A 13,083-nucleotide genomic window follows, 5' to 3' on the forward strand; every position below is an offset into this window, starting at 1 on the left:
GGGCCGCGCGGGGGCGGGGCCCGCGGGGCCCCCCGGGGCTGGGTGGGCGGCGCGGGGCCCCGGGGCGCCCCCCCGCCCCCGCGGCGCCCGGCGGGGGGGCCCGCCGGCCGCACCCGACGATCAGTGGTCGTGGTTGTGCTCCGCCTCGTTGGCGGCGCGCAGCGCGTCGAGGGTGATCCCGTTGCCGGCCGAGTCCTTGATCGTGATCTTCTCCATGACGGCCGCGAGCGCCTTGCCCCGCCGCACGTCGCCGAAGACCGCGGCGGCCGCGCCGGAGCGCACCAGCTGGTCGTAGTACTGCTGCGGGGCCATCCCGGCACGCTGCGCCCGGTGCACGATCTCGTGCCCGAACTCGTCGTCGGAGACCTGAACGTCCTCCGCGTCGGCCAGCGTGTCCAGCAGGAGCTGGACCTTGACGCCCTCGGTCGCCGCCTCGGTCAGCTCGGCGTCGATCTGCTCCTCGGTCTTGTCCTCGGCCGCGAGGTACTCCTCCATCGAGGCGCCGATCCGCTCCAGCTGGTCGACCATCGCCTGCTTGCGGCTGTCGACCTCCTCGCGGACGACACCCTCCGGGGCCGGGATGTCGGCGGCCTCGACGAGCTGAGCCAGGGCCTTGTCCCGAGCGGCGTAGATCTGCTCGACCTGCTTGCCCTGGGTTACCCGGTTGCGCAGGTCGCCGCGCAGCTCCTCGATCGTGTCGAACTCGCTCGCCATCTGGGCGAACTCGTCGTTCAGCTCCGGCAGCTCCTTCTCCTTGACCGTGCGCACGGTCACCGCCACGTCGGCGTCCCGGCCGGCGAAGTCGCCGCCGACCAGTTGGGTGGTGAAGGTGGTGTCGTCACCGGCGGCGAGGCCGACCACGGCCTCGTCCAGGCCCGGCAGGAGCTGCTTGCTGCCCACCTCGTGGGAGATGTTGCTCGCCTGACCGCCCGGCACGTCCTCGCCGTCGACGGTGGCGTTCAGGTCGATCTGGACGTAGTCGCCTTCAGCGGCGGCCCGCTCGACGGTCTTGAGGGTCGCGAAACGCTCCCGCAGGTTCTTCACCTGCTCGTCGATCTCGCTCTCGTCGATCTGCAGCTCGTCGACGGTCACCTCGATGGTGCTCGCGTCCGGGATGGTGATCTCCGGGCGGACGTCGACCTCGGCCGTGAAGTTGAGCGAGTCACCGTCGTTGAACTCGGTGATCTCGACCTCCGGGCGCCCCAGCGTCTTCAGGTCGTGCTCGCGCACCGCGGCGAGGATGTTCTCCGGGATGGCCTCCTGGACCGCCTCGTTGAGGACGGTGCCCCGGCCCACCCGCTGGTCGATCACCGCGGTCGGCACCTTGCCCCGGCGGAAGCCCGGAACCTGGACCTGCGAACCGATCTCCCGGTACGCCTTCTTGAGGCTCGGCTCGAGCTCGACGAACGGCACCTCGATGGCGAGCCGCACGCGCGTCGGGCTCAGAGTCTCGACGGTGCTCTTCACAGGCGTACTCCTTGACGGATCTCAGTTGAGTCTGGGCGTGATTCAGCCCATCGAGTGTAGGCGAGCCGGCCTGACGCTCCGGCATCGCCCGGGAGCCGCACTGGGCGGCACCCGGGGCGGCCCGGCCGCGGACGACAGTCGGGGTGGCGGGATTTGAACCCACGGCCCCTCGCTCCCAAAGCGAGTGCGCTACCAAGCTGCGCCACACCCCGTGGCGACGTGCAGTCTATGCCGTCGCCACGCCTCAGTCGGTGCCGGGGCATCCCCCACCCGGACACATCACCCGAAAATTACCATTAGCCCCCACTCCCGTACCGCCAAGATCCGCACAACTTCACGGATGTGGTGGTCTCCGCGCGCGGCGAGGCCACTACATCCCGGATGTTGCGCGGATCTTGGGTCGCGGAGCCGCCGGGTCGCGGTGCCGCCGGGTCGCGGTGCCGCCGGGTCGCGGACGACGCGACGCCGCGGGGCGGTGACGCGGTTACGCGTCGGGCAACAGGATTGGGTACGCTAGGGGCGCGTCCCGTTTCGGCGGGATGCACGCGGGCGTAGCTCAATGGTAGAGCTTCAGTCTTCCAAACTGACTACGCGAGTTCGATTCTCGTCGCCCGCTCCACGCACGAAGGCCCAGGTGGCCCGCACGGGGGCGGCACCTGGGCCCACTCGGCGAGGCCGAGTCGCCGTATCACTTCAGGTGGAACCGCTCGTCTGCCGCGAGGGCAGCCAACTGCGGCACGGAGAACGGCAGCTTCGTCAACCCCGGCCGGCTCTCGTCCAGCCGCGCGGCCTGCGCCACGAAGACCACCACGCCGTCCGGGTGCCGGTACGCCGACCACTGGTCGAGCCGATCGTCGTCGGTCGGTCGGACCACCACGCCGACCCGCATGGCGCCGACGGTCTCGACCTGGCACTCGCCCCGCATGCTCCAGAACTTCTGGGCCAGGTCGCACGGCTCGGTCGGCAGCGGGTTGCCGGCAGCGTGCACCTCGACGATCACGCGCCCGGTGCCCTCACCCTGGGCCACTGCCACCGAGGACGAATAGCTCCACACGTCGACGCCGTCCACCTTGTCCTCGAACTGCGCCTGGTGGGTCCGCAGCGTCCGCTCCTCGGCGGACTGGTTCGGCGGGTCCTCCGGCGTGCTGTAGCCGGAGGGTATGACCGAGACAGCTTCGGTGAGCAGGTGAACCCCCTGGTCGTACTTGGACCCGGCCCGCGCGGTCCGGTCCTCCTGCGGTTGCCCGTCCGGCCCGGTCGGCCACGGTTCCTTGGTGTCCGGAGAAGCCAGTGGGCCCTGGCCCGCCGGCTGGTAGACGTGGCCGTCCGGGGTGGCGACGGCCGCGAAGCCGGTGACGGCCAGCACGACAGCCGCCGAACCGAGGGACGCCAACAGCGCCCGTCGGCGGAAGTGCGTCCGCCGTGCCGCGCCGAGCGCGGCTGTCGTACTCAATGGTGGTGGCGGGGTTGTCTCCGCCATCTCGCTGCGCAGCCCCTCGCGCAACTCCTGCTCGTTCATCGCTCCCCCATCTCGATCCCGCTGTAGGTGGGTGCCAGGAGGCCGCGCAAGGTCTCGAGCCCGCGTGCCGCCTGGCTCTTCACCGTCCCCGGAGAACACTCCAGCAACGCCGCGACGTCCTCGATCGACAGGTCCTCCCAGTACCGGAGAACCAGCACGGCCCGCTGACGCGGTGCCACCCGGGCCAGCGCCTGCAGCAGCACCAGTCGGCTCTCCGGCGAGTCGGACGGGGCCGCCTGCTCGGCGTCCTCGCCACCCACCCGTTCACGCCGCCACCAGCCGCGGCGGCGCTCGTCGAGGAAGGTCCGGATCAGGATCTGGCGCACATAGCTGTCGAGCACCTCGTGCCGCGAGATCCGGTTCCAGACCCGGTAGAGCTTGACGAACGTGGTCTGGACCAGGTCTTCGGCACGGTGCCAGTCGCCGCACAGCAGGTACGCGGTGCCGCGCATGGCACCGGACCTTGCCGTGAAGTACTCGGCGAACGCCTCGTCGCGATCGCTCATTCAGGCCTCCGATCCCCGTTTCGAGTTAGTCACGCGGGGTCTGGCTCAGAGGGTTGCTCCGGAACTCGCGCAGATGTCACGGGGATCAACGCCGAACGACGCCCGAGGGCTACAAGCGTGGGCAACGATCACGACGTGCGAGAACAAGCGGGACACCTCACCCGAGGCCGAACGCGCTGAGGTCCGGTCACCCTCGCCGCAGGGGCGAGGCACCGCCCTTCTTGACAGGTGTCGATCTGTGCACTGGTGTAAGGACCAGACACATCGACGTCCGTCACAGGAGGGCACATGATCGTCCGACGACGGTGGACAGCTGCCGCCACCACAGTGATCCTGTTCAGCGCAGTGTTGTCCCATCCGGCTTCCGGCGCGGCCGCACCCGCCGCCCCGGCCGCCCCGATCACCCTGAGCGCCACCGAAACCGCAGTGGTCCGGGTTCAGCTCCGCGATCAGGCCCAGCTGGACCGGCTCGTCGCCACCGGCGCGGACCTGGCCAACCGGCCCCGGACGCGGGACGGCCGGATCATCGCCGACCTGGTGCTCAGCGGCACGCAGCTCGGCGAACTGACCGCGCAGGGCGCGACGGCCGTGCAGGTCGTGCAGCGCGCCGGGGACGGGAACCGGCACTACACCGACAGCGTCCGCGCGGCTCAGGCCCGCACCGCCGCCGGGCTGCGCGCTCCGGCCGCGGGTCAGCGGTCCACCGCCAGCGCCACTGCCGTGGACACCCTCCAGGTGCAGCAGGCGTACTGGTGGACCACGACCGGACAGACCTTCCTTCAGGCCCAGGTGGCCACCACCGCCACCGACGACCCGGACGTGGAGATCACCGTCAGTTGGCGTACGGCGGACGGTGCCACCGGCTCGTTCCCGCTGTACCGGTTCGAGGACTCCGGCGAGTACCAGTACCACTACGCGCTCCCCCAGCCGGCGCCGAGCCGGCCGGTTCAGCTGAGCGCCACCTCCAGCCTCGGCGGGGTCAGCAGGGCGATCACCCCGACGCTCTGGCCGAACGCCTCTCCGCCGCCGCTGCCGGCCGGCTACCAGAAGGACTTCATCGACGCGTACCTGACGCCGGTGGACATCCAGGCGCGGATCAAGCGGCTGGCCCGCCAGTACCGGGACCTGGTGGACGTGATCGACCTGCCGAACAAGACCCAGGGATACCGACGCAACGCGGCCGGCTACCTGGGCGACCCGGCGGTGGCCGCCCTGGTCGTCGAGTCGGTCCGCTTCGGCGACCAGAACATGAACGGCGTACAGGTGCGGACTGTCGACCCGGGCCGGGCGAACCGCCCACTGACCGTCGGCTACCGCGACCGCGTCCTCACCGTGTCACTGGCCACCGACACCGCCGGCAAGACGGTGAGCACCACCGACGAGGTCGCGGCGGCGATCAACGCCCGTCAGCCGGACCGGTTCCGGGCCGCCGTCGAGGACGGCTCGGCGGGGCTGCCGATGCCCGTCGCCGGCCCCACCCGACTCGACGACGGCCTCCAGGGCACCGAGGTGCCGGCACGGCCGTGGACGGTGCAGGCGCTGCGCCTCGGCGTGCATCGGGACGGCTCGCGGGTCGGGGTGCTCGCGTACTCCCAGGAACACGCGCGGGAATGGGCCACCCCGCTGGTGACGCTGGAGTTCGCCGAGCGGATGCTGGCCAACGCCCGGACCGACCCGGCCACCCGTGAGCTGCTGGAGCAGGTCGACATCTTCGTCATCCCGGTGGTCAACCCGGACGGCGCGAACTACTCGTTCAACGACTACAACTTCCAGCGCAAGAACCTGGTCAACCACTGCGAGGGATCGGCACGGGACCCGAAGTACCGCACCTCGTGGGGCGTCGACGTCAACCGCAACTACACCGTCGGGTCGTACTTCGACGGCTACGTGGGGGCCAGCGCGAACTGCCTCTCCGGCAACTACGCCGGCACGGCGGAGCTGTCCGAGGCGGAGAGCGGCAACGTCATCGCGCTCGCCCAGGACCACCCGAACATCAAGTTCGCGATGAACGTGCACTCCTACGGCGGGTACTTCATGTGGCCGCCGGGGGCGTACCGGGCCGACGGCAGGGTCACCCTGCCTCGACCGTCGATCGACGAGTCGACGTTGTTCCTCAACAGCGCCCGGCGGATCGTCGGCGCCATCGCCCAGGAGCGCGGCACCGTCACCTGGCCGTCACAGACCGGACCGGTCGCCGACGTGCTCTACTCGGCCGCCGGCAACTCGGCCGACCAGCTCTACTACGAGTTGGGCATCTTCGCTTGGGACTTCGAGGTCGGCAACGACCTGTGGAACCCGGCGACCAACCAGTGGGAGGGCGTCGGCTTCCAGCCGCCGTTCGACGAGGCGCACGGCGAATCCCAGGAGTACGCCCACGGGCTGGTGGAGATGGTCCGGGTGGCCCGCGACTACGCCGCCGCCGAGGCCGCCGCCGGCTGACCCGCGGGTCCCGTACCGCCGCCGGCAGCAGCCGGCGGCGGTACGGCCCATGACGCGACCCGCGGTGACGGACGGTAAGCCGATGGTGATCACAGACGTTGACGTGTTTTCATGTCAGCACGCCTGCGCCGACCCGGGACATCGATGACTGAGCAACCCGCACCTGATCACCTCGTTGTGGTCGACGTGTTGACGCAGGGTCTGAGCCACCTGCTACGCGACGAGGATCCGGAACTGGCCCGATGGATCGAGGAACTGGTCGCGACACTGAAGAGTCCCCGGCAGACGACGCTGACCGGCTGGAACAGCTTCCTCGACCCCGGCGCCGACTCCAGCTGACCCGCTCGGAGTTCACCCGCCTGGCCGACGGTGGGGCTGGCCCGGCTGCCGTCCGCGCTCTGCGGCGCGCGCAACGCAACCGAACGATGCTCGTCCTCAAGAGCCTCGCCGACACCGACGACGCCTTGGCGGCGTCGGCGCACCTGCTCGGCCACGCCCACCGCCTCGACCCCACCGCCGCGAACGTGCTGCTCGACCACCCGTGGCTGGCCGTCTGGGCGATCGATCGGGTCCGGCACGGCGCCACCGGCCGACCCGACTACCTTCCGTTCGCGGCGCTCGCGGCGGCCGCCCTCAGCGGACTGTCGGACGCGGCGGTGCAGGTCACGCCGCGTGCGGGCCTGGTGCCGGTGCCGGGCCTCGGGGTGCTGCGTCGACACGGTGGCAGCACGACGGTGACGCCGGCCGACCTGAACGGGCGCCGGTGGACGCCCACCCGCTGGTGGCGCTTCACCGACCAGTCGGTCACCCTCGACCTCCGCGTCGACGACCTGGACCCCTACCGCGACTGCTTCGGGCTGCCGGTCGCCGCCCGGCTCTCCGCGCCGCAGGCCGCGGAGCTGGAACGGTCCGTCGGGCACGCCTGGCACCTGCTCGTCGGGTACGCCCCGACGCACGCCGCCGAGGTGGCCGCCGGGATCAGCACCTTCGTACCGTTGGCCGACGGCACCGAGCGTGGGCACAGTGTCACGCACGCCGACGCCTTCGGGGCGTTGGCCGCCGACGCCAACCTCGACCCGGTGGATCTGGCCGTGACGATGGTGCACGAGCTGCAACACAGCAAACTCAACGCTGTCCTCGGCCTGGTCCGGCTGCACGAACCCGTCGACCCGGAGCGGTACTTCGCGCCCTGGCGTCCTGACCCACGTCCGATCGGCGGGCTGCTGCACGGCACCTACGCGTTCACCGCCGTCGCCGAGGTGTGGGCCGCGCTGCGCGCCCATCCGGAGCTGACGGCCCAGGCCACCGCGCGGTTCGCTGTGGTACGCGCACAGTTGGAGCGCGCCCTGGTCGAGCTCGCCCGGGCCGGAAGTCTCACCTCGGCCGGGCGGCTCTGGGCAGATTGCCTGGCCGAACGGATCGACCGACTGGCCGCCGTGCCGGTCCCGGCGTCCGCCGACGCCGCCGGGCGGTGGGAGGTGGCAGAAGCCGAGCGCACCCGCCGACCGACGATCCCCACCGGATGAACGGCCGCCACCGGTGGGTGAGGCGTCAGGTCAGCCCGACGGTCTCGATGTCGCACTCGATGCGCCGTTGACCGCGCGCGGCGTCCACCTCCGGGTGGTCCGGCCCGAACAACGCCTCCAGCGCCGCGGCAGCCTCGTCGAGCAGCTCGCGGCCCCGAGCCTCCTCGCCCACCTCGATCAGGTCGACCGCCGCGTTGACCGCACAGTAGAGCGTGTACGGATGCCCCGGACCACGCAGGCGACGTGAATCCTCGAGGATCGCCTCGGAGAGCGCCTGCGCCTGCTCCAGCCGGTGTGACCGGACCAGGTTGATCGCCTGCGCGGAGCGCGCGCTCAGCAGGTACGGATGGGTGGGCGGCAACGATTCGCCCATCGCCTGCAAGGTGGCCGCACCCAACTCCCGCGCCTCCCGGTCGAAGTTGCGAGCCCGCAGGATCACCCCGAGATTGACAGCGGCGCAGAGCGTGACCGGATGCCGCTCCCCGAAGACGGCTCGGAAGGTGGCGTGCCCCTGGGCGGCCAGGGCGTACGCCTGGGTCGCGTCGCCCGCCGCGCGCATGGCGTTGGCGCAGGTCATGCCCGCCTCCGCGGCCAGCACGTGATCGGTCCCGAATCGGCGGGTCACCAGCCGGTAGTTGGCCGCGCCCTCGGCCACGGCGGCGTCGAGCCGCCCGGTCTTGCGCAGGCAGGCGATGTGGATGCAGGTGGCGCGCAGCACGGTGAGGTGCTCCGCGCCCAGCAGCGACCGCTGCACCGGCAGGGAGCTGTCCAGCAGTTCCAGGGCGTCGGAGTACCGGCCCAGGAGGTAGAGGTCGCGGGCCTGGGCCTCCTGCGCCAGCACCAGTGAATAGGTGCCGTCCTCCGCGGCCGCACCGGCGTGCCGCGCCACTTCGAGGTTGAGTTCGTACGCCCCTTCGAAGTCACCGCTCAGGCGAAGGTTGATCGCCATCGAGTTCATCACCCGCAGCGTGCTCGGATGCCCGTCGCCGAGCACCCGGCGGTGCACGTCGAGGTTGCGCCCGTCCAGGTCGGCCGCCGCCGCGAAGTCGCCGAGGCGCCGCAGGTCCGCGCCGACGCTGTTCGCCGCGCCCAGCGTGTACTCGTGTTCCTCACCGAGGCTCGTCCGCATCCGTTCCAGCGCTTCGAGGCCGAACGTGGCCGCGCGCGGGTCGGCGAGCAGCCGCAGGGCGTCCGCGTACCGTCGCATCGCCAGCAGGGTCAGCGGATCGCCGCTGCGCTGGCCGTCCGGACCGGGCTGGTCCCAGGCGGCCAGGATCTCCTCCGCGAAGTCCCGACAGCCTTCGAAGTCACCCAGGTTGTAGATGTAGCGCAGCTGGTCCATCGCCGTCCGGCGGGCGTCGATGTCACCGTGGATCAGACCGGCGACACGGACGTGCGGCGCGATGTCGGCATGGCGGGGCCAGGTGCTGCGGTCGTCGGGAAAGCCCGGGTTGGCGGCGGCGAGCAGCCGGCGGGCGTTCGTCAGCGGGCTGTCGTCGCCCTGCTCGGCGAGCCCTTCCCGGATGACCGCCTGCACCAGTCGGTGCACCTGTACGTGCCGGCTGGCATTGTCCGCCTTGGCGAGCCCGAGCGACGCCAGTTGCCGGATGGCCCGGGCTATGTCGTTGCGCTCCTGGAGGCTGGTGCGCAACGGTTCGTCCAACCCGGCGCGGCGCCCCTCCCAGAGCAGGCGCATCGGAACCGGGTCGGGGCTGAGGAAGGCGAGCAGCTGGATCAGCTGCGCGGCGGCCGGGTTCTGCTCGCGTACCGCGGCGAGCGCCATCGACACCACGGTCAGCACGGTGCCCCGGTACTGCCGGGGTTGCCCCTCGCCCAGCAGCTCCCGAGCGTGTTCCTTGAGGTCGACGAGGTATTCGTCGACCGACGACAGCATGGTGAGCAACCAACTGACGGCTTGTTCCAGGGCGAGTGGCAGGTCGCCGAGCTCGGCGGCGAGCCGGCGGGCGTCGTCGGGGCTGGTCGCGGGACGCCGCTTGAGCAGCAGTTCCACGCTCTCGGCTCGGGTGAACACGTCGACGTCCAGGGTCAGGGCGCTCGCCGACCAGGCCATGTTCCGTGACGTGACGAGGACGTGGCCGCGTTCGCCGACGAGGTTCGACGAGGGCATGAGCGGGGCCAACTCGTGCGGGTCGTCGGCGTTGTCGTAGACCAGCAGCCAACTGAGCGAACTCGTCGACAGCGAGTCGAGGACCGTCCGCACGGTCTGCTCCAGGCTGGCGCTCGCGGCCAGGCCGAGCCGCTCGCCGAGGGCCGCGATCGAGGTACGCAGCGCAGTGAGATCCTCCGCGGCCATCCACCAGATGAGCTGGTAACGGTCCGCGTACCGGTAGGCGAACTCGACAGCGAGCTGGGTCTTGCCGACCCCACCGACACCGCGCAGCGCCGCTTCCGGCAGCACCGAGGCCCGGTGCTGTGACGACAGCAGCTCGTCGAGAGCGACGAGCTGCTTCTCCCGGCCGGTGAAGTACAGGTTGCGCGGTGGGACGCCGCCCCGGATGAGAGTTCGGGATCGCTGGGGCGTCGTCTCCTCGATGATGATCGTCCTGCGCATGTCGGATTCAGGTTCCTCTCCACCGGCCTCGGCCGGTGCCGCCTGGTGCGGGGATCGTAGCGACGTCCAGTGCGTCTTCGCAGCCACGCGCAGATCGTCGAGGTCGGCGGTGGTGAGCCGAAGGACCGCTGCCGCCTCCCGCAACCACTGCTCGAGCGGCTTGCTGTCCGACTCGATGCCGGCGAGGACCAGGCCCGCCAGCGCCACGACGGCCGGGACCTGCCAGTCACCCACCGGTTGCCAGCCGACGGCCTCCACCAGGTCGGGCAGGTCCTCCGCTGACAGCGGATGATCCGCGACTGCCGTGACGGCGTCGGTCAGCACCTCGGGCGGGACGTCCGCGAGCAACTGCGCGAGGAGCCAGGAGAGGTAGATCTGCTGGGCGGAGGTGACCGCGCTGGCGCCCGGATGGAAGTTGGCGATGACCTGCAACAGCATCGACACGCCCCGGGGTTCCTGAGCGCAGGCGCGCACGATGCGGTAGACGTCGTACCGGACCTCGGAGTGCCGGGGCACCGACAGTCGCTTGCGCAGCTCCCCCTCGACCTCGTCGAGGTAGAGCGAACGGGTGTTCCCGTCATTGATCGAACTCATCGAGAGCAGTGCGTCGCAGATGGCCTGCACCTGGGCGCTCGGCATCCGGGGCGTCGTCACCGATTGTCCTCCGTACCCGTCAGCAGACCGAGGCTCTCGGCAAGGTCACGGAAGGCCCGCAGTGGCGTACTCGCCGGCCCTTCCGTCAACAGCAGAACGCGATAGAGAGCCGCGATCCCGTCCTCGTATTCTAAGCCCGTCCGAATCAGGCCGAACATGTCGAGACCCAACGGCCCGAATGGTCTCACCATCCGACCGATGTGCGGCGGCAGCGACTGAATGACCAATTGACGACTGTCGGGGTGCCGGAGTATTGGGATTTCCTCCAGCAGTCGGGCCAGCGCCATCTTCTGCGCGAATGAGAGCGGCGTGGGCGCCGGTCGAGGCGTCGCCCGGGTGTCGGCCGCCAGCGGGCCGAGCGGCAGCAGGGCAGGCGGCAACAGGCCGGGCGGCAGCAGGGTGCGCCACTGCCCGACGGGCGACATCCAGCCGACCAGCTGCTGGCCGACGCTCGCGCGGGCCAGCACCATGCCCACCACGGCGCCATCCGACGCGTACACCCCGGAACCGCTGAACCCCCTGTCGATTCCGGCCGTGGCAGGGGAAAGTCGGTCGAGTTGACGCCATCCGGTGCCGACGTCGACCGGACCGACGGCCCGCGCCAGCACCATGACGGACGCCGGGGTGTTGGCCGGAAAGCCCACGATCCGCACATCGAACTCGTCGTCGCCACGATCGGCCAGGGTGGCGGGGGCGGACGGCAGCGGTGTGGTGCAACGCAGGACCGCCAGGTCGCCGTCGCCGGCCGGGCCGACGCCCCGGGACCAGGTCACCTCGGCGGCGACCCGGGTGCCGGGGTGGCTCGGTGTGTCGACGAGCACCTCGGGCGGGCCGGTCCCGGTGCCGTCATCGACCACATGCCAGCAGGTCAGCACCAGGTCAGTGGTCAACTGGATGCCCGCGCCGACGACCGACGAGGACTGGCCACCGAGTATCCGCACCCGGCCGGCGAGCGACCGGGTGCCGGTCATCCGTGCTCCGCCAACGCCAACCACTCGGCCGGGGCGGCCGGAGGGCGGAGGCCGACGTTGCGCTCAGTCATGCGCGGCGTTCTCCTGCGCGTCGGGCCCGTCCTCATCCGGCGACGGCAGTGCGGGGACGGGCGAGGTCCAGATCAGCTTGACCTTGAGGTGGCCCTGTGCGCTGGTGCGAGCGACGACGGCACCAGCCTCCGCGGTGAGGGTGACGCCGATCTCGACCTCCACCTGATCGGGGCGCACCGCCACCCCGCGGACCACGCCCAGCGCCGCGTCGAGCGCGGGTTTGATGTGGGCCAGTGCCGTTTCCAGCGTCTCCCGGGCGGGGCGGATCCGGTCGAGCAGACCAACCCGTTCCAGATCGGTGCCAGCGTGTTCCTCGACGAGGAGAACGCCCTGATCAGTTTCGAAACGAAGGAGATCCGCCACGTGACAAATTCTCACCGAAAGATCGTTCGGAATTGGTGTCAGATCACTGACAGGAGTCATTGCATGCACCCTGCGCCGACACGGGACACATCCGCTTGCCATCACCACTGCCGCCTGTCAGCCTGACGCAATGCAGGACACGGCGACCTTCCAGGATCTGCTCCGAGAAGGCGTCGACGCGTCCGTGGACGGTTGGGACTTCTCCTGGTTCGACGGCCGCGCGACAGAACAGCGGCCGTCCTGGGGATATCTGAAACTCATGACAGCCCAGATGAGGGTTGCCCGCGCCGCGCTGGACATCCAGACCGGCGGCGGCGAGGTGCTCTCCGAGGTGCCGGCATTCCCCCCGTTGACAGTGGCCACCGAACACTGGCCGCCCAACCTCCAACTGGCCCGACGCGCGCTCGAACCGCGCGGCGTGCGGGTGGTCGACGTTGCCGAGGACGCTCCGCTCCCGTTTCCCGACGAGACGTTCGACCTGGTGGTGAGCCGGCATCCCAATGTCGTGCTCTGGGACGAGATCGCACGGGTGCTCACTCCCGGCGGGCGGTACCTGGCCCAGCAGATCGGCCCCGGGTCCAACCGGGAGCTGGCCCAGTTCCTCACCGGTCCCCGCGAGATCAGTGACGAACGCAGCCCGGCCCGCGCCGCCGCCGACGCGCGAGCCGCCGGCCTGGTCATCGACGAGCTGCGGCACGAGGCGCTGCCGACCACCTTCAACGACGTGGCAGCGGTGGTGCACTTCCTCCGCAAAGTCATCTGGACGGTGCCGGACTTCACCGTGGACCGTTACCGGGCCCGGCTCGCCGATCTGCACGACCACATCCGTCGCCACGGGCCGTTCGTGGCCCACGCCCAACGCATCCTGGTCCGGGCGCACAAACCCCGGCACTGAGCGAACGGCTCCACGACATCGGGATCACGCAAGCCCACGAAGGAGTACCGGTCGGACCGGCCGGCCACGGATGAACCGCGGCCGGCCGGGTAAGCAGCG

General features: G+C 70.7%; 10 protein-coding genes and 2 tRNA genes. 5 read left to right on the top strand and 7 right to left on the bottom strand.

From position 1 onward, the window contains the following. Window positions 1-120 precede the first annotated feature (120 nt). Both tig and AB0B48_RS27500 read right to left on the bottom strand, forming a co-directional pair. Window positions 121-1,467, bottom strand: a complete 1,347-nt coding sequence (gene tig / locus AB0B48_RS27495; RefSeq protein WP_357206525.1) for a trigger factor — start codon at window positions 1,465-1,467, stop codon at window positions 121-123. 138 nt (window positions 1,468-1,605) lie between these two features. Continuing rightward, window positions 1,606-1,679: transfer RNA gene (locus AB0B48_RS27500), tRNA-Pro, on the bottom strand. A 333-nt stretch (window positions 1,680-2,012) separates the two neighbouring features. On the opposite strand from AB0B48_RS27500, the gene AB0B48_RS27505 reads away from it, so the two are divergent. Then, window positions 2,013-2,086, top strand: a tRNA-Gly gene (locus AB0B48_RS27505). A gap of 69 nt (window positions 2,087-2,155) precedes the next feature. Here AB0B48_RS27505 and AB0B48_RS27510 read toward each other — a convergent pair. Together AB0B48_RS27510 and AB0B48_RS27515 are read right to left on the bottom strand one after the other, a co-directional pair. Then, window positions 2,156-2,986 (bottom strand): hypothetical protein, encoded by an 831-nt coding sequence (locus AB0B48_RS27510; protein WP_357206527.1) that lies wholly within the window; start codon window positions 2,984-2,986, stop codon window positions 2,156-2,158. Further along, window positions 2,983-3,492 carry a SigE family RNA polymerase sigma factor gene (locus tag AB0B48_RS27515; RefSeq protein WP_357206529.1) on the bottom strand — a complete coding sequence of 170 codons (510 nt, stop codon included), beginning with the start codon at window positions 3,490-3,492 and terminating at the stop codon, window positions 2,983-2,985. The genes AB0B48_RS27510 and AB0B48_RS27515 overlap by 4 nt, the downstream gene beginning before the upstream one ends. 288 nt (window positions 3,493-3,780) lie before the next feature. Here AB0B48_RS27515 and AB0B48_RS27520 point away from each other — a divergent pair, with 288 nt between their 5' ends. The 3 genes from AB0B48_RS27520 (at window position 3,781) to AB0B48_RS27530 (ending at window position 7,457) form a co-directional block, all read left to right on the top strand. Next, a complete protein-coding gene (locus AB0B48_RS27520; protein WP_357206531.1) occupies window positions 3,781-5,931 on the top strand; it encodes a M14 family zinc carboxypeptidase in 2,151 nt (716 codons plus the stop codon). Between the two features lie 144 nt (window positions 5,932-6,075). Further along, entirely contained in the window at window positions 6,076-6,270 is a 195-nt protein-coding gene (locus AB0B48_RS27525) for a hypothetical protein (protein WP_357206533.1), read from the top strand. An 86-nt stretch (window positions 6,271-6,356) separates the two neighbouring features. Beyond that, window positions 6,357-7,457, top strand: a complete 1,101-nt coding sequence (locus AB0B48_RS27530; protein ID WP_357206535.1) for an HEXXH motif-containing putative peptide modification protein — start codon at window positions 6,357-6,359, stop codon at window positions 7,455-7,457. A gap of 25 nt (window positions 7,458-7,482) precedes the next feature. Here AB0B48_RS27530 and fxsT read toward each other — a convergent pair whose 3' ends face one another. The 3 genes from fxsT to AB0B48_RS27545 all read right to left on the bottom strand — a co-directional run bounded on the left by fxsT (window position 7,483) and on the right by AB0B48_RS27545 (window position 12,149). Further along, on the bottom strand, window positions 7,483-10,683 hold the full coding sequence (gene fxsT / locus AB0B48_RS27535) for an FxSxx-COOH system tetratricopeptide repeat protein (protein ID WP_357206537.1): 3,201 nt from the start codon (window positions 10,681-10,683) through the stop codon (window positions 7,483-7,485). Beyond that, on the bottom strand, window positions 10,680-11,654 hold the full coding sequence (locus tag AB0B48_RS27540) for a trypsin-like peptidase domain-containing protein (RefSeq protein ID WP_357206539.1): 975 nt from the start codon (window positions 11,652-11,654) through the stop codon (window positions 10,680-10,682). Before AB0B48_RS27540 ends, fxsT begins: the two co-directional genes overlap by 4 nt. A gap of 63 nt (window positions 11,655-11,717) precedes the next feature. Continuing rightward, entirely contained in the window at window positions 11,718-12,149 is a 432-nt protein-coding gene (locus tag AB0B48_RS27545) for a CU044_2847 family protein (protein WP_357206541.1), read from the bottom strand. 70 nt (window positions 12,150-12,219) lie between these two features. On the opposite strand from AB0B48_RS27545, the gene AB0B48_RS27550 reads away from it, so the two are divergent. Continuing rightward, window positions 12,220-12,984: a class I SAM-dependent methyltransferase gene (locus AB0B48_RS27550; RefSeq protein ID WP_357206543.1), complete on the top strand. Its 765-nt coding sequence runs from the start codon at window positions 12,220-12,222 to the stop codon at window positions 12,982-12,984. The last annotated feature ends 99 nt before the right edge of the window (window positions 12,985-13,083 follow it).

It is taken from the genome of Micromonospora sp. NPDC049089, from assembly GCF_040648775.1.
Taxonomy (GTDB): domain Bacteria; phylum Actinomycetota; class Actinomycetes; order Mycobacteriales; family Micromonosporaceae; genus Micromonospora.

What these genes read in the sequence shown, in the direction of transcription:
- AB0B48_RS27510 (WP_357206527.1), bottom strand. Translation starts at nt 2,986, where the DNA reads ATGAACGAGCAGGAGTTGCGCGAGGGGCTGCGCAGCGAGATGGCGGAG.
- AB0B48_RS27515 (WP_357206529.1), bottom strand. Translation starts at nt 3,492, where the DNA reads ATGAGCGATCGCGACGAGGCGTTCGCCGAGTACTTCACGGCAAGGTCC.
- AB0B48_RS27520 (WP_357206531.1), top strand. Translation starts at nt 3,781, where the DNA reads ATGATCGTCCGACGACGGTGGACAGCTGCCGCCACCACAGTGATCCTG.
- AB0B48_RS27525 (WP_357206533.1), top strand. Translation starts at nt 6,076, where the DNA reads ATGACTGAGCAACCCGCACCTGATCACCTCGTTGTGGTCGACGTGTTG.
- AB0B48_RS27530 (WP_357206535.1), top strand. Translation starts at nt 6,357, where the DNA reads ATGCTCGTCCTCAAGAGCCTCGCCGACACCGACGACGCCTTGGCGGCG.
- AB0B48_RS27540 (WP_357206539.1), bottom strand. Translation starts at nt 11,654, where the DNA reads ATGACCGGCACCCGGTCGCTCGCCGGCCGGGTGCGGATACTCGGTGGC.
- AB0B48_RS27545 (WP_357206541.1), bottom strand. Translation starts at nt 12,149, where the DNA reads ATGACTCCTGTCAGTGATCTGACACCAATTCCGAACGATCTTTCGGTG.
- AB0B48_RS27550 (WP_357206543.1), top strand. Translation starts at nt 12,220, where the DNA reads ATGCAGGACACGGCGACCTTCCAGGATCTGCTCCGAGAAGGCGTCGAC.